General features: G+C 53.3%; 21 protein-coding genes. 4 read left to right on the top strand and 17 right to left on the bottom strand.

Features of this window, described 5'->3' with window-relative positions; all coding sequences use genetic code 11:
* Positions 1 to 6: 6 nt before the first annotated feature.
* The gene (locus N7387_RS04115; RefSeq protein ID WP_279797112.1) at positions 7 to 285 is read right to left on the bottom strand and encodes a hypothetical protein; all 279 of its coding nucleotides are present in this window, start codon (positions 283 to 285) and stop codon (positions 7 to 9) included.
* On the opposite strand from N7387_RS04115, the gene N7387_RS04120 reads away from it, so the two are divergent.
* Positions 254 to 388, top strand: a complete 135-nt coding sequence (locus N7387_RS04120) for a hypothetical protein (RefSeq protein ID WP_279797160.1) — start codon at positions 254 to 256, stop codon at positions 386 to 388. The genes N7387_RS04115 and N7387_RS04120 overlap by 32 nt on opposite strands.
* Positions 389 to 502: 114 nt before the next feature.
* On the opposite strand, the gene N7387_RS04125 is transcribed toward N7387_RS04120, so the two are convergent.
* From N7387_RS04125 to glpE, 9 genes are all read right to left on the bottom strand, one after another.
* Complete coding sequence (locus N7387_RS04125; RefSeq protein ID WP_262864154.1) at positions 503 to 1,117, bottom strand: YwqG family protein; 615 nt, start codon at positions 1,115 to 1,117, stop codon at positions 503 to 505.
* A gap of 11 nt (positions 1,118 to 1,128) precedes the next feature.
* Entirely contained in the window at positions 1,129 to 5,883 is a 4,755-nt protein-coding gene (locus N7387_RS04130; RefSeq protein ID WP_279797114.1) for an RHS repeat-associated core domain-containing protein, read from the bottom strand.
* Positions 5,884 to 5,913: 30 nt separating this feature from the next.
* Positions 5,914 to 6,336, bottom strand: coding sequence for a DUF1795 domain-containing protein (locus N7387_RS04135; RefSeq protein ID WP_262862818.1), 423 nt, complete (start codon positions 6,334 to 6,336; stop codon positions 5,914 to 5,916).
* A gap of 9 nt (positions 6,337 to 6,345) precedes the next feature.
* Complete coding sequence (gene tssI / locus N7387_RS04140; protein WP_279797118.1) at positions 6,346 to 8,523, bottom strand: type VI secretion system tip protein TssI/VgrG; 2,178 nt, start codon at positions 8,521 to 8,523, stop codon at positions 6,346 to 6,348.
* 108 nt (positions 8,524 to 8,631) lie between these two features.
* A complete protein-coding gene (locus tag N7387_RS04145; RefSeq protein WP_262859621.1) occupies positions 8,632 to 9,150 on the bottom strand; it encodes an Hcp family type VI secretion system effector in 519 nt (172 codons plus the stop codon).
* A 757-nt stretch (positions 9,151 to 9,907) separates the two neighbouring features.
* Positions 9,908 to 11,395 carry a glycerol-3-phosphate dehydrogenase gene (gene glpD / locus N7387_RS04150; protein WP_279797121.1) on the bottom strand — a complete coding sequence of 496 codons (1,488 nt, stop codon included), beginning with the start codon at positions 11,393 to 11,395 and terminating at the stop codon, positions 9,908 to 9,910.
* A 214-nt stretch (positions 11,396 to 11,609) separates the two neighbouring features.
* Positions 11,610 to 12,368 (bottom strand): DeoR/GlpR family transcriptional regulator, encoded by a 759-nt coding sequence (locus N7387_RS04155; protein WP_274371029.1) that lies wholly within the window; start codon positions 12,366 to 12,368, stop codon positions 11,610 to 11,612.
* A gap of 84 nt (positions 12,369 to 12,452) precedes the next feature.
* Positions 12,453 to 13,286: a rhomboid family intramembrane serine protease GlpG gene (glpG, locus tag N7387_RS04160; protein WP_262859619.1), complete on the bottom strand. Its 834-nt coding sequence runs from the start codon at positions 13,284 to 13,286 to the stop codon at positions 12,453 to 12,455.
* Between the two features lie 14 nt (positions 13,287 to 13,300).
* Positions 13,301 to 13,627, bottom strand: a complete 327-nt coding sequence (gene glpE / locus N7387_RS04165) for a thiosulfate sulfurtransferase GlpE (RefSeq protein WP_004237957.1) — start codon at positions 13,625 to 13,627, stop codon at positions 13,301 to 13,303.
* Between the two features lies 1 nt (position 13,628).
* Here glpE and N7387_RS04170 point away from each other — a divergent pair, with 1 nt between their 5' ends.
* Positions 13,629 to 13,769, top strand: coding sequence for a hypothetical protein (locus tag N7387_RS04170; RefSeq protein WP_279797127.1), 141 nt, complete (start codon positions 13,629 to 13,631; stop codon positions 13,767 to 13,769).
* Here the strand turns inward: N7387_RS04170 and nfuA are convergent.
* Positions 13,763 to 14,341 carry a Fe-S biogenesis protein NfuA gene (gene nfuA, locus N7387_RS04175; RefSeq protein WP_004237958.1) on the bottom strand — a complete coding sequence of 193 codons (579 nt, stop codon included), beginning with the start codon at positions 14,339 to 14,341 and terminating at the stop codon, positions 13,763 to 13,765. The genes N7387_RS04170 and nfuA overlap by 7 nt on opposite strands.
* Positions 14,342 to 14,402: 61 nt before the next feature.
* Positions 14,403 to 15,086, bottom strand: a complete 684-nt coding sequence (locus N7387_RS04180) for a double zinc ribbon domain-containing protein (RefSeq protein WP_262883501.1) — start codon at positions 15,084 to 15,086, stop codon at positions 14,403 to 14,405.
* 36 nt (positions 15,087 to 15,122) lie between these two features.
* Between N7387_RS04180 and bioH the strand changes: the two genes are divergently transcribed.
* The gene (gene bioH, locus N7387_RS04185) at positions 15,123 to 15,896 is read left to right on the top strand and encodes a pimeloyl-ACP methyl ester esterase BioH (protein ID WP_279797130.1); all 774 of its coding nucleotides are present in this window, start codon (positions 15,123 to 15,125) and stop codon (positions 15,894 to 15,896) included.
* A 60-nt stretch (positions 15,897 to 15,956) separates the two neighbouring features.
* Here the strand turns inward: bioH and N7387_RS04190 are convergent, their stop codons facing one another.
* The 5 genes from N7387_RS04190 to N7387_RS04210 all read right to left on the bottom strand — a co-directional run bounded on the left by N7387_RS04190 (position 15,957) and on the right by N7387_RS04210 (position 21,695).
* Positions 15,957 to 16,085, bottom strand: coding sequence for a hypothetical protein (locus tag N7387_RS04190; protein ID WP_279797132.1), 129 nt, complete (start codon positions 16,083 to 16,085; stop codon positions 15,957 to 15,959).
* Positions 16,086 to 16,159: 74 nt separating this feature from the next.
* Positions 16,160 to 16,393: a FeoC-like transcriptional regulator gene (locus N7387_RS04195; RefSeq protein WP_262859613.1), complete on the bottom strand. Its 234-nt coding sequence runs from the start codon at positions 16,391 to 16,393 to the stop codon at positions 16,160 to 16,162.
* A gap of 15 nt (positions 16,394 to 16,408) precedes the next feature.
* Entirely contained in the window at positions 16,409 to 18,727 is a 2,319-nt protein-coding gene (feoB, locus tag N7387_RS04200; protein WP_279797135.1) for a Fe(2+) transporter permease subunit FeoB, read from the bottom strand.
* 84 nt (positions 18,728 to 18,811) lie between these two features.
* On the bottom strand, positions 18,812 to 19,039 hold the full coding sequence (gene feoA / locus N7387_RS04205; protein ID WP_025151551.1) for a ferrous iron transporter A: 228 nt from the start codon (positions 19,037 to 19,039) through the stop codon (positions 18,812 to 18,814).
* Between the two features lie 325 nt (positions 19,040 to 19,364).
* Entirely contained in the window at positions 19,365 to 21,695 is a 2,331-nt protein-coding gene (locus N7387_RS04210) for a Tex family protein (protein WP_262859611.1), read from the bottom strand.
* A gap of 185 nt (positions 21,696 to 21,880) precedes the next feature.
* Between N7387_RS04210 and greB the strand changes: the two genes are divergently transcribed.
* Entirely contained in the window at positions 21,881 to 22,366 is a 486-nt protein-coding gene (gene greB, locus N7387_RS04215; protein ID WP_262859610.1) for a transcription elongation factor GreB, read from the top strand.
* Positions 22,367 to 22,397: the final 31 nt, after the last annotated feature.

The following is a 22,397-nucleotide window of genomic DNA, read 5'->3' on the forward strand; positions in this document are numbered from 1 at the left end:
ATATCGTTACGATAATTCTATTTCTACTGAAAAATCGAAAGCAGTTAAACCTGCATCTTCTACTCTTTGTTTAAATTTATCCGTCACAAAAATCCGGCTAATATCTTCATCAATAATAAACAGATTTTTTCTGTCAAAACATTCTGAAAGCGGATTTGTTGGATAATAGCCAACAAATTTTTTCCTGGATACTGACACCCCCAGGGGCAAAAACAGCAGCCAGCCGCCCGCCATTACCCTAAAAGGACACTGGCTGAAAGCGGCAGGATTTGAGACCGGTTTCACATTTACGGTGAAGATTTTAAACGACTGTTTGGTATTAATCCCGGACAGCGAAGATATCCGGACGATTAAGCAGCAAAATCAGCAGCAACAAGCCCAGATTTAAGGTTAAGGCGCTGATCGGGGAGTGATGTGGTAGTGATTTACCTGCTTTGGTGTACTGTTGTAGCCAAAGCAGGTGATTATATAATTTGAGTTATAAGGATGGCTATTAGGATTTTTATGCCGTTTGCACGAAGAAAAGACCTTCTATATTATTTCCTTCATTTTTAATAAATAAGTATCCTATGGCATCAGACAATCCCAATACATCTTTAAAGGGAGAAGGAAAGTCAGCGGAATAGACCTGGCAGACAAAATGATAATTATTAAAAACCTCATCCACACAGGTTAAACCATTGGGAATATGTTTTGAGAAAAATGATATCATTGGATACTCTTCACTATCAATTCTCGTATTTAATAAATCAACTTTAGTTTCAGGTATAAAATCTTCATTACTTTCACTTAAACTACCAGTCAATGAATAAGATACAAAAGTGAAGCCTGACCGAATCAAATTCAAATCATCTTCATCACCAAAGTATGTTATTTCATCAAGAAAGTAATCACTGCTAGAATATGTTGAAAATATAGACAAATAACCGGTTTTTGGCAAAACACCATCAGCGACCTGAGGAGCTACCTTTTCACAATCTATAGAAAAAAGATGCAATAGCTCCTTTCCGTTTGGATTAACAGGCCATTCAGACACATATCCTTTATTGCCCCCTATAATTAAGCCTGAGTCTATATCTTTGTTATCACTTACAATAAATTGAGTAATTTCATACATGATATATATTCCTATTTACAACCTTTTGCTTTTGCAGCAGCTTGTTGTTTATAAAATTTCAATGCATCTCGTCTTAATTGTTTAACTCTACTAGCAGGAACACCAGCTTTTCTTAAACCACCTGATGTTATATCTAATTCACGTTTTAATGTTGATGCAAACTCATTTCTACCCAGACCTTGATTCGCTCTAATTTCAGCCTCATGCCAATGAGCACCGCCAATACCTCGAGTATCCTTCAACGGGCCTCTGGTATGATGATCCAAATCTAAAGCTATAGATGGATTTCCAGATAAACGTGATGTGTTTGCAAGACCTTGCTGTTTTAAATATTCGTGTCTCAATAATTCGTGAGCTTGCAATTGATCACGCACATGTGAAGGGCCATTTAACTCACCATAAGTGCCTAATGCAAATAGCTTAGCCCAACCCCACGGATCAACCCACGTCACCGGATTCGGCGCATACTGATACAGATTTAACCCGCCCGCCAGGCCGATAGGGTCCTGTTGGGTGAATCTTCCCGTGTCAGCAGAATAAAATCTGAAGGTATTATAGTGCAGTCCGGTTTCTCTGTCGAAATATTGACCCTGAAAACGTAAATTCTGCAGCCCCCGGAAGCCCGGCACCGGGCGGGTTTCACGCCGTAATTTTCCCCACAGGCTGTAGTCGCCGTGCCAGATTATGCGCCCCTGACTGTCCGTCAGTTCTTCCGGTAATCCGTTCAGGGCAACGTGGTAATACGCAATATCCGTTGTCTGTTTTTCCGGATGGTCAAAGCTTTCTATCCGTGCCAGCGGGTTATAGCTGCCGCTGTTATAAACGTAATGCAGAGTCAGATGTGCGGATTTACTGCTCTTCTCCGCTGCCAGCCGCAGGCCGTTCCAGCAGAACTGCACCGTTTCTTCCGGCTCCCGGTTTTCCGGCGGCTGGTTCAGCCGCTGTGCCTGTACCGACTGCCAGACCCGTTTGGCGATCCGGCGCCCGAGGATGTCGTAATCATATTCCGCCCGCTGGTTCCCCTGCGGGTCATGCGCAAAGGTCACTGCGGTGATGCGGTGCTCCGCGTCATAGTGATAATGCTGACACTCCGCACTGTCCCGCACCCGGCGCTGTGCCATGCGCCCGAAACCGTCATACGTGTAGTCGTACTCCTCACTGGTGGTCACCTGGTTATTAAACGCCACCTGCCGCTGATGCCCCAGTAAGTTCGCCGCTTCATCATACAGAAACAGCTCTTCACTGAACCCGTTCAGACGCCGGGTCAGCTGCCCCAGCGGGTCATAACGGTACGTTTCATACTGCCAGTGACCCTGTGTTAACGGCGAATCCGCCTGCCCGTAACTGACACTGCGCTCCGTCAGGTTATTGTGTTTGTCCCAGGTATAACGTTTATCAATGGTGGCCGCCGTGACCCGCGAACTGTTCGCCCGCCGTGCTATCTGCGCGGTGATACGCCCGCTGCTGTCATACTCCGTCCGCTGATCAAGCCCGCCGGAGAGCCGGTTGCTTTCCCGGTGCAGCCGGTCGCGGCTGTATTCCGCCAGTACCGTCTGTTTTCCGCGCTCCCGCCAGTTCATCTGCTGAAGATGGCCGGAACCGTAATACAGATAACTCAGTGACTGTCCGTCCGGCAGCTCTGTGCTGCTGAGGTTGCCGTTGTCATCGTAACGGTGACGGTATACCCCGGCGCTGTTCCGCTCGGACAGCATCTGTCCGTTCAGATCATACTCAAATTCCAGAATATCCTGCCACGGCACCGCTTCCCCGCTGAGCTGTGCTGCTGACCAGGCGGTCAGCGGCGCACGCCGCAGTGTCAGGGCCGTTTTGCCGTACTGATACTCGGTGCGGTAATCGCGGTTTTCCCGGACGGTCAGACGGCCGGCCGGATCATAGTGATACTGTGTGATAACCGGCGCTTCACCCGGTTGTGCGGGGAGCTCCTCCCGGCGGATCAGATTACCGGCCGCATCATACTGATACTGTTTTTGCCGGCCGATCAGATCCTGCTCACGGGTCAGGCGGTGCAGCGTGTCATACTCAAAGCGGTAGGATTCCTCTTTTTCATTGACCAGCGCTTTCAGCCGTCCGAACCGATCATAACGGAACCCGAGACGGTGTCCCGCCGGGTCGGTACGCTCAGTGATTTGTCCGAAGATATTACGGGCGACGGTGATTTTTTTGCCGCCGCTGTCGGTAAAGCCGGTGACACGCCCGGCATCGTCATAGGAATAGCAGTTATCCCTGCCGTCAGGTAATTCCTCACGCAGCAGTTGTCCGCTCTCCGACCAGTGATAGCGGGTGGTCTGACTCAGTGCATCGGTGATGGTGAGCAGTTGCCCGCGATCATCATAGGCCAGCGAGGTGTGATAACCGGAGCAGTCAGTGTAGCGGGTCAGTTGCCCGCGGGCATTGTAGCGGTAACGGGTGACACTGCCGCCCGGGTCAGTCTGCTGAAGACAATCCCCCTGTTCATCCCACACCCGCCGGGTAGTATGCCCCAGCGGATCCATATACAGGTGGATATCCCCTCTGGCGGTGTAAAACCAGTGATGCGCCGCGCCATCCGGCATTACCTGAATCAGCGGAAACGCAAAGTCTTTATCCCACTCAATGGTGATACAGTCGCCGTTCGGATCCGTTTCAGCGGTCAGGTTGCCGCGTTCATCATACGTGTACTGCGAGGTATGACCGAGAGGATCAGTGGCTTTTTTCAGTTTACGGTGCTGATCCCAGTCAAAAAGCCAGGTGGCACCGCTTTCATCGGTAAATTCGGTGATCTGATGTTGTTCATTCCAGCGGCGGAAGGTTTCACCCAGTCCGATCAGCTCAGTACGCAGCGATCTCTCTTCCGGGAAATAATGCAGCAGGGTATGCTCAGGCCGCCCGCCATCCGGGGTTTGTAACCAGTGCTCCGCCACGCGGTATACCGGCTGTCCGTTATCTCCGGTTTCATTTTCAAACTGTGCCCAGCGGTAATGGCTCTGTAACCCGGCGGCATTGATATGCATGTCCATCAGCCCGGTCTCTTCATCGCGGGCAAAACGGCGGGTCACGCTGCCGTCAGCACCGGTGACGGCAACAAGAAACTGATGGTCATCATACTGATAGCTGACCAGTGTCCGCTCACCGTCAGGATCAGATTGTGATACCGAGCGCAGGCGCTGCCCGTCATCCGTATAATGCAGCTGAACGTTAATCAGCCCGCTGTTATCCTGAATGGTGCAGAGCAGCCCTTCCGGACTGTAACGGTAAAACAGGGTGTTTCCGTGACGATCGTGTGACTGTGCAAGGCGTAACCAGCCGTTGCGCTGCGGGTCAGTCTCAAACAGCTGATAATCGCCGGTATCAGACTCGAGCAAAAAGATATTCTGCAGGCTGCGGTAGACCCGGAAACCCTCATCCACATAGAACGCATCCTGCCCGGGAGCCAGTTCCCCCAGGGACAGACGGCGGCCGGACATATCATGATAATACAGCGGTGCATCCCCGATGGGGCCGCCGGTGTAAGCGATTTCAATACTGACATCAAACGGCAGCGACCAGCCTGCGCCCAGACGGCTTTCACGGGTATTACTGCTGGCATAGATACGCTGCCAGGCAAGCGGGTAACGGCCTTCCAGCACAAAATCCAGTTCGTCCTCACTACTGAGGATTTTACTGCCGGTGGCGGCATGGACCGGGTTCATCACGGCACTGAACGCTTTAGCCAGTGCCCCCCCGACAACCGCACCGGTGGCCGCCCCGATCGTTTCACTGACAAGCCGGCACCCGACCTTATTCAGACAATTTCTCAGTGTCCTGAACCCGGCATTCACCGTAGTTTTTACGCCGTTTTTTGCAAAATTTTTGATAACGGCCGCCGCGACACCGGCAAATAATCCGCCCAGCACCTCACCGCCAAATTTCGCAAACGGGTTACGCCCGCTGATAATATCCCGCACAACAACAGTGCCGCCACCGATCCTGACGGCCGGGGCGGTCTGTTCATGGTCAATTTTTGCCTCGCAGGTGCTTCTGTCACCATTCCGGCAGGCAGGCTGGCTGTTTATCTGTACTTTTTTTGAACCTTCCGCCAGATAATAAGGATCTGAGGCGATATGCCATTTCTGACAGGAAATTTCATCATGAGGCATCGGTTCGGCATAGATATTTTTCTCCGCGACTGCCGGTGAGGCTATCCCTTCCCAGAACCCTCTTTCGGGTGACGGGTATGTCGGGTAAGGATCTTCCGCCACCGGTGCCGCCGGATTAAATTGTGCGGACACAAAATCACTGACCGCTATCCCCATCCCCTGCGGGGTAAGCATAAACGCCTTCTTCAGCGTCTCTCCGGCAATCTGTCTGCCTTTACTCTCCGGCGGATTTTTTGTGTCAGCCAGGATGAGTTCAGTTAATTTTTCCCCCGGAATTTTTCCGGCGGCTCTGGCCGCCGGTTTTCCTTTGATGTTCACATTACCGGAACCGTGTATGATCATTCCGTCCGGATCACCGCGCATGCCGAAGAAATCAAGAACCGCATCCACGCCGTCAGCAACGCCCTCAGAGACAAAATCGATCATTCCGCCCAGCGCAAAACCGGTCGCGGCTCCGACCACCGCACCGGCGGCCAGTGCCGCCCCGCCGGTGGCACCGATGACCGCAACGGCCGCAATCCCGATACCGGCATAAATCGCTCCGGACACCACCCCGCAGACAATATCGGCAAACAGGGAGGAATGGACCAGCGGGTCACCTTCTTTAGCGGCCAGAAATTCATTTCCCATAATGCAATATCCTTATAAACGCCGGTGAAATCATGCCGGTGATGACGGTGTAAAACCCAGTTTGATATGTTGCCAGTCCTGCAGGTCTGCCTCACTGAACGGACGGGTCAGGCAGTACGTGATCACAAAAATATGACCGCTGAGCTCATACGCGGCAATATACTGCCGGAGGTGATGCCCCTGCCGGTCCGACTCACAATAGAACTCCGTTCCCGTTGTTCCGGCATGTGTTTCAAATACGGCAGGCTCCGTGATCGTGTATATTTTCATTCCTTTCTGCAGCATGGCGGTTTGTGCCGCCAGATACTGCCCCGCACTCTGCCCTTCAGCCAGGCGATCCCGGGTCAGGGTCATACTGGCGCCGTGCTCCGGAAATTTCAGGATATTGATGCTGCTGTCCTCATACTGCGCTGACGGTAAAATGACAGCCCCTTCCTGACAGAGATACTTCATGGTAATTCCTTATTTTCCGGGAAATAACTGACGTTTATCATTGGCAATATCACCGGGAGACGGCGACATATCCGTACCGGCCTTACCACCGCCATCCATATTCAGATCCAGCATCTGCCCGGTATTAATCTGTCCGGCTCCGGACGCGGAAAAATTGAAATTTTCACAGGTGATATTGACAGCGCCGTCAGACGTCATTTCTATCGCGGATTTTCCGGTGACAAATTTGATACCGGCAGCGGATGCCAGAATACTGACACCGGCCACTTCCGTCAGATGGCTGCCGAAAATATAATTCAGCTGATCCATCTGAACCGCCGTCATCTGTGCGCCGCCGACGGTCACGTTCTGGTTCTGCCCAATCGTTTCAGTGTGACCGGCCGCCACCGCTGTACTGCGGTCATTCAGCACCACGGTGTTCATGTCTTTCTGGGCGTGTATAAAGACTTCCTGCTTCCCGTTTTCATCCTCAAAGCGCAGCTCGTTGAATCCCTCACCCTTGTGGGTTTGTGTGCGGAATGCGGTCTGGGTTTTACTGCCGGGGAATGCCGACGGCGGGCCGTTGCGGCCGTTATAGGTACAGCCGGTGACAATCGGGCGGTCGATATCCCCGTTAAGGTAAGAGACAATAATTTCCTGCCCGATTCTCGGCACAGCGGAAAAACCATAACCGCTGCCGTTCCAGCCCATGGCCACCCGCACCCAGCAGGAAGCGCTGTGATCCGGTCTGCCGTAACGATCCCAGTGAAAATAGACTTTCACCGCGCCCTGTTCGTTGGTGTAGATTTCCTCCCCTTCCGGGCCGACCACCGTTGCCAGCTCGTCGCCGTCCGCCTGCGGGCGGAAACGGAACGGCGGCCGCCATTCGCGGGTGCCGGGGATAAACTTCACGGTATTGCTGAACGTTGTCCCCTCACCGCCGCTGTTATCCGCCAGCGGCTGGGTACCACGATGATTAACCGTAATCACCTGCCACGGCTGATTCATCACCGCCGACGGGTGGTTGCTCAGGGTAAAAATTTTACCCGGCATCAGGGCAAAACAGTTGGTGCCCGCCGTGCCGGTCTGACGCTCATTCTGTGACTGTTCGTAACGCAGCCGGGTGAACGGTTTACCGGTTGCATCATCACGGTAACGACCGTAACTTTCATATACCGGATGCTGTTTATGCACCTCACCGGTCACTTGATGCTGAAACGGGTAGGAGGGGCTGTCCGGGTTGTAATCTTTCTGGATAATGACATCACTGCATAATTTTTCGGCGTAACGCCAGGAGAATGCGGTGCTGTCACGGGTATCGGTATCTGCCTGCGGGTTATAGGTCAGGTGAATACCGGCGGTCATACCAAGGTGATTGTCACTGTAAAACAGTTTCGGGCCTTCCTCGAACCAGAAATTAATCCCCTCTTCGGCGGCCAGGCGACACCAGAAATCATAGGCAGATTCCCGCTTCTGGGTGATGTAATCCCGTTTCTGATGCAGTTCGTCCTGGTAGAATTTCAGGTCATTTTTGACATGGGCTTCTTTAAGTAATGTCGCCAGCACTTCCGGTACAGATTGTTTCTGGAAGATGCGGCTGTCCTGGTTGAGCGTCATGATCCACATTTCCGGGCGGATCAGAAAGTGATACCAGGTTTTGTTGCCATCGGTATTGCCCTGTTCCGCAGAGGCCAGCAACCCCTGCACTGTGCGGACTTTGACGCCATCACGGGTCACAGTCAGAGAAGACGCTTTGCCCAGATGTTCATCAAATGTGATTGACGGCAGCACGCTGACGGCACTGACTGACAGCGAAAACAGGGAAGAAAGCCCTTCGCTGAGTGAGAATTCGGCGACCTGAAACGTCTGATCCGGCAATCCGCCGATTTTACAGGTAAAAACAAGACCGGATGGTGAACGCCCGGTCAGTGCGTCTGCCAGAGTGCCTGCCGCGCCGGGAAGTGTTGCGCCGCTGCTGAGGCCGCCACTGAGACCACCGGCAATACCGCCACCGGGAATAAGGTCAGCCGCAGCAGGGATCTGCGCTGCTATTTTTTGTGCCTGTTGTGCGGCGGAGACAGCGTTTTGCGCCGGTTCTGACATTTTTTTGCTGATTTCGGATACCGCAGCATCCTCAGCGTATTTCGCGGCACTGTCTTTCAGCGCCGCAGGGTCAATGACCTTTTTTTGGGGATCTTCAGCAAACATACCGGCTCCGGAACTGATCAGGCAGGTGACCCGCCGTGAAACGGGGGGCACCACGGTCAGGCAGGAACACCACACATTCCGGGGGAATGTGTGGTGTCAGTGAGCACATTACGCTTCGATTGGCGCGCGCCAGTCATCAGCTCCGGAGGTGCCTGCAACCGTGTGATCCCAGCTGATTTTGCGGTAGGACATTGAGACTTCAATCAGCTGCGTGTAATCCGTTTTTTGCGGATCCTGACAGTGTGGCATTTTGCAGTCGATATTGACGATAGTGGCATCTTCCAGCGAGGTGGTGAAGAAGTGCTCCTGCTTACCTTCAACGGAGGTGCGGTACCATTTCAGTTGTACCTTAGGCAGCATTTCACCGGCTGCCAGGGCGTTGTACAGAAGCGGAACCGCTTTGTTTAGCGCGACCGTGAATTTAAACGGACGATGTGCACGCTGGCCGGACGGCTGACCGGACTGCGGATCAGTCGGGACCGTCACAACATGGTCAAACTGCTGCACCAGCATTTCATCTTCATGACCCTGCACGTAGATATTGCCGACAGATTCAGCGGTAAAGGCGCCGGCAGTGATATTGCCCTGAGTTTTGCCTTCGATGGAGATATAACATGGAGTTGGCATGATCAAATTCCTTATTTATTAGCGGGTAACAGGTGATTACCTGACGAGTAACTTCGTCATCAGCCAGTGCGCATGGTGATAATGCTGAATCATAAGTTTCACTTACCACTCTGTAAAGACCGGAGAAAGGTCTGCATCTCTCAGGATCAGTCACTTAAGTTAAAATCGTTGCAAAAGCAGGATAATTGACTGCTAAAGAAGGTCGGTTGAGAGTGGTGTGGCGGAATAATTCAGATCATAAAAGAAACAAACCACTATGTTTTTTAACAAAATCATCTAACGTGCTGTAAACAATAAGAAAAAAGGCATTTTTTTTCAGATCACAAAATAAAATATGTAACAAAGTACAAAAGTAATGTAACTAAATGAATAATAACAATAAAAATTCCAATCAAAACTGAAACGGTAAAATCTGCTTAACTTCCTCTCTGAGTGGGGGGTCATAAATAGACGAAATCAGAATATTTCACTGATTTGTGTTATTGGTGTGTTACGCAGCCATGTATAAACGGGTTCAGTTTTGTACAAAAAATGGGGTCACTCTGAATTACATTCCGCCTGAGCTTTACCGGAAACAACCGGAAACGCTAATCAGGTACGCACTGTAATCTTTCGATACCGTAGCCGTGATTCGGAGGCAGTGCCGGCTTCAGTGTTTATCATCAACTCAATTTTTGCAGCACGCCAGATTATTCGGATGGCAGGAGCGGTTTCTGTCTTTATGACCGGCCTTGCGAGCCGGTCTGTTCGGGTATTGTTACTGCGCTTCCTGGCGGAGCCACTGCTCCACCTGAAGCTGTTCTTCCTGAGTGAGCCACATCCCCAGTTTGGTTCTGCGCCAGAGCGCATCTTCTGCGGTGATCACCCACTCGTGCTGTACCAGATAGCGCAGCTCGGCCTCATAGAGGTTATGGCCGAATAACTGCCCGAGGTCGCTGAGGGATTGCGCATCACCGATAATTTTTTCTGTCTGACTGCCGTAGGTGCGGGCCAGGCGCAGTGCCAGTCCGTTCGGCAGCCATGACCAGCGTTCTGTCAGCACGCGGGCATAGCCGTCACGGCTCCGGCCGTTCAGCTCACCGCCGGTCAGTACCGCCTGTTTTGTCCATGCTTTCCCGGCGTGCGGATAGTAGGCCGCCAGTTTATCCAGCGCGTGCTCACCCAGTTTGCGGTAAGTGGTGAGTTTGCCGCCGAAGACTGACAACAGCGGTGCCTGTCCGTTATCATCATGCAAATCAAGTGTGTAATCGCGGGTGATGGCTTGTGGCGAGTCCGATTCATCATCACACAGCGGACGCACGCCGGAGTATGTCCAGCGGATATCGTCGCGGGTCAGGGTTTTGCGGAAGTAGTCGTTATAGACATCCAGCAGATAATTAATTTCGTTATCATCGATTTTAACGTCTGCCGGATCGCCGTGATATTCCACATCCGTTGTGCCGATAATCGAAAATTCATCCATCCACGGGATGACAAACACAATACGGTGATCTTCATTTTGCAGGATATAGGCCTGCGGCTCGTCGTGGGCACGCGGTACCACAATATGGCTGCCTTTGATCAGGCGGATACCGTAAGGGGATTTGAGCTGTAACCCGTCATCAAAGAAGGTTTTCACCCACGGTCCGGCGGCATTGACCAGCCCCTTTGCCTGCCAGCGCAGGGTTTCACCGGTCAGGGTATTTTCCGCTTCCACCTGCCATAAGCCGTTTTCGCGCCATGCACGGGTGACTTTTGTCCGTGTGCGGACTTCGCCGCCCTGCCGTACGACTTCCTGTGCATTCAGTACCACCAGGCGGGCATCGTCCACCCAGCAGTCGGAATATTCAAAGCCTTTTTTAAACTCCGCTTTCAGCGGGGAAGCGCTGCTGAAGGTCAGGCCGCGGCTGCCCGGCAGTGTGGTGCGTTTACCGAGATGGTCATACAGAAACAGCCCCGCGCGGATCATCCACGCCGGGCGCAGATGCGGCTGATGCGGCAGACGGAAACGCATCGGGAACGCGATATGCGGGGCCATTTTTAACAATACTTCGCGTTCAGCCAGCGCTTCGCTCACCAAACGAAACTCATAATGTTCGAGATAGCGCAATCCGCCGTGGATCAGTTTTGAGCTGGCCGATGAGGTGGCACAGGCGAGATCCCGGGCTTCCAGCATCAGCACAGACAGCCCGCGTCCGGCGGCATCAGTGGCAATACCCGCGCCGTTGATTCCGCCTCCGATAACGATCAAATCTTTTGTTTCCATCCTCACTCCCGCATGACCACATTTGTTCTTTAATGTTCGTTATCGCTCATAATAGTGCAATGTGAATGATATTCCAACATTCCGGACATAAAAAAACGTTCTCCGTGACATGGATAACAATTTGTTAGCATATCCACACAAAGAATAGTGAATTAAAAGAGGGGAAAAAAGGCAAAGCAGCCGCGCCACCGGACGGTGACGCGGGCAGAGAAAATCAGCAGACTTCGAGCTGAACCTGTTGTTCATCCAGGATTTTGATGATGTTTTCCGGCGGGCGTTTGTCGGTAAACAGGCAATTAATCAGCCCCATATTACCGAGATTGACCATGGCATTGCGACCGAACTTTGAATGGTCGGTAACGAGCATCACACAGCGTGAGTTTTCAATAATCGCCCGTTTGGTGCGGACTTCATGATAATCAAATTCCAGCAGGGAGCCGTCATTATCAATGCCGCTGATCCCGAGAATACCGAAATCCAGACGAAACTGAGAGATGAAATCGAGAGTGGCCTCGCCGACAATCCCGCCGTCACGGGAACGGACTTCTCCACCGGCCAGGATCAGCCGGAAATCGTCTTTCGCCATCAGCAGGGTGGCGACATTGAGGTTATTGGTGACGATGCGCAGATTTTTGTGCTCCAGCAGTTCATGCGCGACAGCTTCCGGTGTGGTGCCGATATCGATAAACAGTGTGGCACCATCCGGGATCAGCGCCGCAACACGGCGGGCGATCCGGCGTTTTTCATCCGACCACATGCTTTTACGTTCATGATAGGCGGCATTCACTGAGCTGGACGGCTGTGCCGCCCCGCCGTGGTGACGGTGGATTTTATTCTGTTCCGCCAGTTCATTGAGATCACGGCGGATAGTCTGCGGACTGACCTTAAAGTGCTCGACCAGCTCTTCTGTGCTGACATAGCCCTGTTTACTGACTAATTCAACGATAGCATCATGACGCTGTGTTTGTTTCACAAAATCTCCCGGTCAGATCAGTACCGCCGCATAGTCAGAATGGTGCCGTGATATGCAGCGGTGGTGTCATATTTTCATTACTATTCAGGCCGTCCGGCGGCGGTTATCCCATACCGCCATCAGCAGGCCGGTCGCGAGACCGGATGCATGGGCCATGTTTGCAATCGGCATTGTACCAAATAAATCAAAGTAACCGATAACCAGCCATAATACCGAGAACACCATCATGGCGGCAGGCAGGTAAATACCGGCTGACGGATTGCGCGCGCCGGTGTACCAGACATAACTGATCAGCGCGAACACCACGCCGGACAGGCCGCCGAAGGAGGACCCGCTGAAAAAGGATTGTGACCAGCAACTGACCAGGGCAGAGATAATGGTGATGACCAGCAGCCGTCCGCTGCCGAGTTGTTTTTCCACCTGACCGCCGAGATACCACCACAGCGCCAGGTTCATCAGAATATGGGTCAGACCGAAATGCAGGAAAACCGGGCTTACCCACCGCCATAATTCACCCTGCTGATCAGGCTGCGGCCATGCCAGGTATGCCATGACCTCATCAGTACCGCTTATCTGCATCCAGATATAGACCAGAACACACAGCACGGTGATGGTGATGGTCAGCGGTCCGGCAGGGGTCACCAGATTACTGAAAACATGAGAGGCCGGATAGCGGAACGGGGAATCGGTTTCGCCGGATTCCCAGCTGGCCGCGAGATAGCGTTTGTTCATCGGATCACGCATAAAGGTGTCCAGCTCAGCCTGTGTCTGTGCCAGCTTGCTTTCGTCATCGAGCCACAATTCCGCGCCGCGCCCTTCGCGGGTGGCACGCATGGTGAGCTCAATATCCCGTGAGGCCATATAATCAATAAATGACTGGGCAATGCGCGGGTTGGCGATGGTGATCAGATAAACCATATAGCTGTCCGTTGTTAAGCGAGTGACCTGACTGTGTCCGGGTAGTTACGCAACCAGGCTTCAAAACCGCCGTTGATGCTGTATACCGTTTCATAGCCGACATTAAGCAGATACTGAGCCGCGCCCTGACTGCTGTGTCCATGGTAACACATGACCATAACCGGCTGCTCATAATCTGTCTGATCCATGAAGGTATTCACAGTGTCGTTTGTCAGATGAAATGCACCGTCAGTGTGACCGGCACGGAAGCTTTGCGGATCACGGATATCAACCAGGACAGCCCCGTTCTGCTGCCAGAGTTCATACGCCGTATCCGGTGTGATTAAGCGGATTTGTTCCATAATGATTTTTCGTATGCAGATGAATATCAGCGGTGACAGAGCACCGCCGGAAACCCGCCCGGCAGTACACCGGGCGGTGTATTATCACGACCGTGCGATAGCCGGCCGCTGCAGCACTGTCAGTAAACAGCGCTGTCAGTAATAAGAGTGTTCACCGCGCTGATGTTCAGTCAGGTCTTTAACGCCTTTCAGTTCACCGGCAAACATATTCAGTAACTCTTTTTCGATCCCTTCTTTCAGGGTGACATCCACCATGGAGCAGCCGTTACAGCCGCCGCCGAACTGGAGGATGGCATAGCCTTCATCCGTGATTTCCATCAGGGAAACACGGCCGCCGTGTCCGGCCAGCTGCGGGTTGATCTGGGATTGCAGAACATACTCGACACGCTCGATCAGCGGGGCATCATCCGCCACTTTGCGCATTTTGGCGTTCGGGGCTTTTAAGGTGAGCTGAGAGCCGAGCTGATCGGTTACGAAGTCGATCACGGCTTCGTCAAGGAACGGCGCGCTCAGTTCATCAACATAGGCGGTCAGCTGCTCAAACGGCAGCGCGGTATCGGTCGCTTCCACAGCATCAGGCGGACAATAAGAGACTCCGCATTCTGCATTGGGAGTGCCCGGGTTAATAACAAAAACACGGATTTGTGTGCCGGGTTCCTGGTTGGCAAGCAGTTTGGAAAAATGTGCCTGCGCAGCGTCAGTAATAGTAATCATAACATTGCCCAAAAATAGTTGACTGTTCCGGTTGGTTATAATACGCCCATTTGCGGGTTCACTACAAGGTGCGGCAAAGGCACCACACCCGGACTGCCGCCGCACCCGCACGAATGAGCAATTCAGACAGCGCTGTCATGGTCGCCCCTGTTGTGATGACATCATCGGTCAGCGCAATATGCAGTCCGCGGACATCACGGGTGACGGCAAATGCAGAGGACAGGTTTGTCAGGCGCTGTGTGCGGGACAGCATCCGCTGGCTCAGTGTAGCACGGGTGCGGATAAGGCCGGAACTGTCATAAGGGCAGCGCAGCCATTTTGCCAGCGGGCGGGTGATAAGATCGCTCTGATTAAACCCGCGCCGCCACTGGCGGTAGCGGTAAAGCGGCACACTGAGCAGCAGATCCGGCTTCGGACACTCCCCCGCGCGGTAAGCTGCCAGCACCCGGCGCAGCAGCAGCCGTGCCAGCGCACGGGCAATGTGGGTCTGTCCGCTGTATTTGAGGCGGTGAACCAGGGCGGCCAGCGGCGGCTGATAACCGGTTACGGCCAGCAGGCTCTGCCACGGCGGCGGGGATTGCAGACAGTGACCGCATGCCGGCTCCGGTGTCACCAGCGGCAGGCCGCAGCGCCGGCAGACCGGCGGCATCTCCGGCAACCCCCGTTCGCAGAATCCGCAGATACCGTGTGCGGCAATGGCCAGCGGCTGATTGCACAGCAGGCAGTAATTCTCAATAATAACCATCCGTCTTCCCTCCGGATAAATAAGGAAACAATAACGATGGCAACGCTTTTTTGGCAGCAGAGCGGACAGGGTTCGCGCGATCTTGTGCTGTTACACGGCTGGGGACTGAACAGCGAAGTGTGGAACAGCATTGAATTGCGGCTCGCACCGCACTTCCGTATTCATAAGGTTGACTTACCGGGTTACGGGCGCAGTCAGGAATTTGGTGAAATGTCACTGACGGAGATGTCGGATACCGTTTTCGCGCAGATGCCGGAAAATGCGGTGCTGGCGGGCTGGTCACTGGGCGGACTGGTGGCTGCGGATATTGCACTGCGTTACCCGCAGGCCGTGAGCCATCTGGTGACAATCTGTTCGTCGCCCTGTTTTAGTGCGCAGGAAGAAGAGGGCTGGCCGGGGATCAAACCGACAGTGCTGAGCGGCTTTCAGCATCAGCTGGCGACTGATTTTCAGCGCACTGTCGAGCGTTTTCTGGCATTGCAGACACTGGGAACCGCCAGTGCCCGTCAGGATGCCCGCATACTGAAATCAGTGGTACTGGAACAGCCTATGCCGGATGTGGCAGTACTGAATGCCGGACTGGAAATTCTGAGAACCGCCGATCTGCGCAGCGGGCTGCCATCCCTGACAATGCCGTTCCTGCGAATCTACGGTTATCTCGACGGCCTGGTGCCGCGCAAAGTGGCATCACTGCTGGATGAGCAACTGCCGTCCTCTCCGTCCGTAATTATGCGAAACAGCGCCCATGCGCCGTTTATTTCACATCCGGATGCGTTTTGTGAGGTGCTGACGGGGTTTGCAGGCCGATAATCAGAAAAAAGCCGGCCGGTTTAATCACCAACCGGCTTTTGCCTGATTAAGATGAAGGACTCAGCTGCGGCCTTCTGCTTTACGCTGCACCAGGCGTGCTTTAAGTGATGCGGCACTGAAGACTTTGCCCTCAGAAGAGCCTGATGTTTTAACGGCGACTCCCGGTGTTGCATTGGCGGTTTGATTCATGGAGTATCTTCCTTTGGCAGCCTGATTGTTTTTTGCACTATAGCGCGGGGCAGAATTATCGTCAAAAATAATCATTATGAACGGATCTGATACACCTTCGTGTCACAGCCCTGACTTTCCGGGCACTGTTTGCAGCTGCTGCTCAGGCAGCTGCTGACATCCACCGCTTCGATTTTGCCCATGGCAGCCAGCTTTTCCATCATGGCCTGTACCAGGGCTTCCGGGGCTTTCAGCTGGTGGCTGAGCAGCCGGGCGTCTGCCCGGCCATTCAGTGCAATGGCGTCACGTACTGCGATCAGGCTGATCATGTCCGTGTCCTTTTATCAGTGACACTCATTGCCGGAGCAACCACCGCAGCGGCTGTGTGCATCACGGCGGAAGCTGAGATTCACCCGGCTGCGTGTGCGGCGCAGCAATGAAAACAGGATCAGGTTGAAAATCACCACCACGCCGATAATCACTGAACTGCTGCCCGGATGCGCACTGAATGTGGCGGCCTGGTAGAACAGGGCCGCCAGTGAGTAAGCCACGTTCAGACCCCACAGGATGGAGAAGGTCATCCAGCCGCGGCTGGTTTCACGGGCGATAGCCCCCATTACTGACACACACGGTACATACAGCAGCACAAAGATCAGATAGCTGTAAGCAGCAACATCAGAGCCGAATTTCGCGGCCATGGTGCCCATGGTACCGCCGTCCATCTCGCCGTCACCCTTGCTGGCTTCAATCGGGTTGGATAAGGCTGCGAACGTGAAGGTCTCTGCCAGGGAATCCAGGGTTTCATTGACCGCATCACCCAGTTCACCCCATAAATCAAAGGCTTCCGGATCAAACGGTTCGTTGGTGATACTTTCGGCGGTATAGAGTGTGTTCAGTGTCCCGACCACCACTTCTTTCGCCATGGCACCGGTGATCAGACCGACAGTCGCCTGCCAGTTATCATTGGTGACACCAATCGGGCTGAGCAGCGGCGTGACCACTTTACTGACTGAGGCCAGTGCAGAATCATTAATGCTGTCCGCCGGTTTGCCGGAGAAGCTGAAGCTGTTCAGTGCGCCGATTACCATACTGGCGACAATAATCACTTTACCCGCACGTACCACAAAGCCTTTCAGACGCTGCCAGGTCTGCATAAACAGGGTTTTCATATGCGGTACGTGATACACCGGCAGTTCCATCACAAACGGTGAGGCTTCGCCGCGCATAATGGTGTGTTTGAGCAGCAGGCCGGTGAGGATAGCCACCACAATCCCGAGGATATACAGGGAGAAGACAATGCTTGCGCCGTTTTTGCCGAAGAAGGCGGCAGCGAAAACCGCGAAGATAGCCAGCCGCGCCCCGCAGGACATAAACGGTGCCATCAGGACGGTGATCAGTCGCTCGCGCGGCGCATCCAGGGTTCTGGCACCCATAATGGACGGCACGTTACAGCCGAAACCGACAATCAGCGGCACAAAGGATTTGCCCGGCAGTCCGAGTGCCTGCATCAGTCTGTCCATCACGAACGCGGCACGGGCCATATAACCGGAATCCTCCAGGAAGGAGAGGAACAGGTACATCATCCCGATTTGCGGCACCAGCGGCAGCACGGTGTTGATACCGCCGCCGACCCCCTGGGCGAGGAAAATGGTCAGCCAGTCCGGGAAGCCGAGCGTCATTCCCAGCCATTGTGTCCCGTTAATGAAAATGGCTTCCGAACCGCCTTCAAACAGCGGCTGTAATGCCCCGCCGATATTGATGGCGAGTACGAACATCAGGTACATCACAAACAGGAATACCGGAACGCCCAGCCAGCGGTTGAGGACAATGCTGTCCATCGCGGCGGTCAGCTTATTCGGCTCGGAATGGCTGTTATCAATCGTTGTTTCGCAGATATCCGCGATAGTCTGATAACGGGCATCCGCAATCACCAGTTCCGGCTCTTCCTGCTGCTGTGCCTGCATGGCGTCACGGACAGACTGCACATGCTCCGGGGTGAAACCGGCGCGCGCCTGGCTGTAGATATCCCCTTCCAGGCTTTGCAGTGCCAGCCAGCGGCGCTGTGTGGCGCTGAATTCTTCCGCAGGAATCGACTGCGCAAGCGTGTTCATGCTGTCGAGCAGAGCCGCCGGATAGTTCACCAGCACGTCATGCGGTGTCATTGTGTGTTTGTCGATCGCGGCTTTCAGCTCACAGATACCGGACGCGCGGGTGGAAACCAGCGGGATCACCGGGCAGCCGAGGCGCTCTGACAGGGCGTTGACATCAATATTGATGTTCGCTTTATCGGCGATATCCAACATATTGAGGGCGATAATGCAGGGAACACCCAGTTCCAGCAGTTGCAGCGTCAGATAGAGGTTGCGTTCCAGATTGGATGCATCGACAACGTTAATCAGCATGTCCGCTTCACCGCTGAGGATAAAGTGGCAGGCAATCTGTTCGTCTAAGGAAGTCTGTTCGGAGATGGTGGTCAGTGAGTAGGTGCCGGGTAAATCCACCAGCTCAATTTTGTGTTCCGGTGTGGTGAAATAACCGATTTTCCGTTCCACGGTCACACCGGCCCAGTTGCCGACGCGTTGTTTGGATCCGGTTAACTGGTTAAACAGCGTGGTCTTCCCTGAATTGGGATTACCGATGAGTCCCAGGGTGAGTGCTTTCATAGTGTCTTATGCCAATCAATAAATACAACCCCCTCTGCCGGCGGCAGAGGGAAAAGAGTGAGTCAGCGCGGGAGGTGCGGCGGATTACGCCTGCACGTCATCAAGCATCAGCAGCGCTAGGTCTTTTTTTCTGAGCATCAGGTTGACGTGCCGGGTTTCGATTTGGATCGGATCGCCCAGCGGAGCGCTGCGGATCACCCGGAAAACAGAGCCGGGCAGCATGCCCAGAGACAATAATTTCTGACGGTATGCCGGGCTGATTTCCCCGGAAAAGCCCAGAATTTTATAACTGTGTTGTGGCTGAAGTGTCATAAAGGCTCCGGTTAACCATGCAAACAGGAATGATATTGCAAATGATTATCGCACGAACAGTTTGGCAGAAAAATATCCCGTACAAATTTAATTGATACTGTAAATGCAAATCATAACCAACAATATTTTACCTATTTAGCCCGAAAATTAACCAGCAAAGTTTGATGTGCGTCAAGATATCCGGCGTATAAAACAATTGAGAGCAGATATTTCACGTCTTGATTTACGTTAATAACAATTTTTACGACTGGTTAACGCAATATGCGACTGACAGGAGGGAAATGTACGGGCAGCCGGGGCTGCCGCGTACATGATAGCAGGGGTATTACTTGCGCTTGCCGAATGCCGCGGCGAGGGCATCACCCATCGCACTGTTACCGGCAGCGCTGTCATTTTTACTGTTACGGGCAGGGCGGTTGTTCTGACGTTTTTCCGCCCGTGGTTTATCGCTGCCGCCACCACCACGGCGGGCCGCCGTTTCCGGTTCTTCGTCCATTCGCATGGTCAGCGCGATACGCTTACGGGCGATATCCACATCCAGCACTTTGACGCTGACAATATCCCCGGCTTTGACCACAGTATGCGGATCTTCCACATAGCGGTTGGCCAGCGAGGAGATATGCACCAGTCCGTCCTGATGAACACCAATATCGACAAAAGCACCGAAATTGGTGACGTTGGTGACCGCACCTTCCAGCACCATGCCCGGACGCAGATCATTCATGGTTTCAATACCATCGGCAAAGGTGGCGGTTTTAAACTCCGGACGCGGGTCACGGCCGGGTTTTTGCAGCTCTTTGAGGATATCGGAAACCGTCGGCACACCGAATTGTTCAGTGACAAAATCCTGTGCTTTCAGATTGCGCAGCACATCACCGTTACCCATCAGATCACTGAGGGTTTTTTGTGTGGCCTGCAGGATTTTTTCCACCACCGGATAGGCTTCCGGGTGAACGGTGGAGGCATCCAGCGCATTTTTACCGCCTGCGATACGCAGGAACCCGGCGCACTGCTCAAAGGCTTTCGGGCCGAGACGCGCGACTTTCAGCAGTTGTTTGCGGTCAGCAAAACGCCCGTTCTCATCACGCCAGTCAACGATATTCTGCGCAATGACTTTGCTTAGTCCGGCAACACGGGTCAGCAGGGCAACAGACGCGGTGTTGAGGTCAACACCAACGGCGTTGACGCAGTCTTCCACCACCGCATCCAGTTTACGGGCAAGCTGTGTCTGGCTGACATCATGCTGATACTGGCCGACACCGATGGATTTCGGGTCGATTTTCACCAGTTCGGCCAGCGGATCCTGTAACCGGCGGGCGATAGAAACGGCACCGCGCAGCGAGACATCCAGATCCGGAAACTCTGCCGCCGCCAGTTCTGACGCAGAATAAACCGAAGCACCGGCTTCGCTGACAATCACTTTCTGGGCTTTGATATCCGGGAACTGTTTCTGCACATCGGCAAAGAAACGTTCGGTTTCGCGGGACGCCGTTCCGTTACCGATCGCCACCAGTTCAACATGGTATTTCAGGCAGAGTGCCGCAACGGATGCCGCTGCTTTGGCGGTCTGACCGGTGTGCGGATAAATAGTATCCGTCGCCAGCACTTTACCGGTGGCATCCACCACCGCGACTTTCACCCCGGTCCGCAGACCCGGATCCAGTCCCATGGTGGCGCGCATCCCGGCTGGTGCCGCCATCAGCAAATCACTGAGGTTGCGGGCGAAGACATTGATAGCTTCATCTTCCGCTTTTTCACGCAGCGCAGCCATCAGCTCAGTTTCCAGGTGCAGCAGCACCTTGACCCGCCATGTCCAGCTCACCACCGCTTTGCGCCAGCTGTCCGCCGGGGCATTGTTAAAGCGGACGCCGAGATAATCGCGGATTAATTCTTCACAATAGCTCTCTTTCGGCGGCTCCTCACACTGCGGATCAGCATTGAGGGAGAGTTGCAGAATGCCTTCATTGCGACCGCGGAACATGGCCAGAGCACGGTGTGACGGGACATTGGCAATCGGTTCATGGTGATCGAAATAATCACTGAATTTTGCGCCTTCGGCTTCTTTGCCGCTGACCACAACGGAAACCAGGTGCGCATTACGCCACAGATAATCACGGACTTTCCCCAGCAGACCGGCATCTTCCGCAAAACGTTCCATCAGGATATAGCGGGCACCGTCGAGGGCGGCTTTGGTGTCGGCAACCCCTTTTTCGCTGTCAGTATAGGTGGCGGCGAGGGTTTCCGGATCCTGTGACGGGTCCTGCCACAGCGTGTCTGCCAGCGGTTCCAGACCGGCTTCCGCCGCAATCTGTCCGCGTGTGCGGCGCTTGGGTTTGTAAGGCAGGTAGAGGTCTTCCAGCTCCGTTTTGCTGAGCGTGCCGTTAATCGCCCCCGCCAGTTCCGGGGTCAGTTTGCCCTGATCCTCAATGGATTTGAGGATGGTCTGACGGCGGTCGTTCAGTTCGCGCAGGTAGCTGAGGCGGGTTTCCAGCTGACGCAGCTGAGTATCATCCAGGCCGCCGGTGACTTCTTTCCGGTAGCGGGCGATAAAAGGGACCGTATTTCCCTCATCCAGCAGGGTAATCGCGGCGGTGACCTGGCGGGTTTGCGCCTTCAGTTCACCGGCAATAATCTGGCTCAGAGATTCATTCATCATGATATTCTTTCCGGCTGCGATAAATTGATGTAAAAAAATTTCAGGGGACAGTTATACGTGTTCAAAACGGGAATTACCAGCCGGGATAAAGTAATATAAATGAATTATTCATAGCTGTTATCTTCCGGAAAATGCATTTAGTATTACAATTTATTTAAATAATTTATTTTTTGTTTAGGTAACATATGGCAAAAAGTAACCTGATTACCCGTGAAGGGTGGGATGCGCTGGATCAGGAGTTAAAATATCTCTGGAAAACAGAGCGTCCTCAGGTCACTCAGGCAGTGTCAGAAGCCGCTGCACAGGGAGATCGCTCGGAAAATGCCGAGTATATATACGGGAAGAAACGTCTGCGTGAAATAGACCGGCGTGTCCGGTTTCTTTCAAAACGTCTGGATGACGTAAAGATAGTTGAGCCGGATCCCCGCCAGGAAGGAAAAGTATTTTTCGGGGCGTGGGTGGAACTGGAAAATGACGATGAAGAAATTCAGACTTTTCGCATCGTCGGACCTGATGAGTTTTCCCCGGCAAAGAAATGGATTTCAGTCGATTCCCCTGTGGCCCGGGCATTAATCGGAAAACAGGCGGATGATGAAGTAATGGTAATAACACCTAACGGTGAAGTGAATTATGTCATTTTGTCTATCCGCTATCATCCGATTGCTGAGTAGGCACCATTAATCTGAAGAGTTGCATGAAAAA

This window comes from Morganella sp. GD04133 (assembly GCF_029835375.1).
GTDB lineage: Bacteria > Pseudomonadota > Gammaproteobacteria > Enterobacterales > Enterobacteriaceae > Morganella > Morganella morganii_B.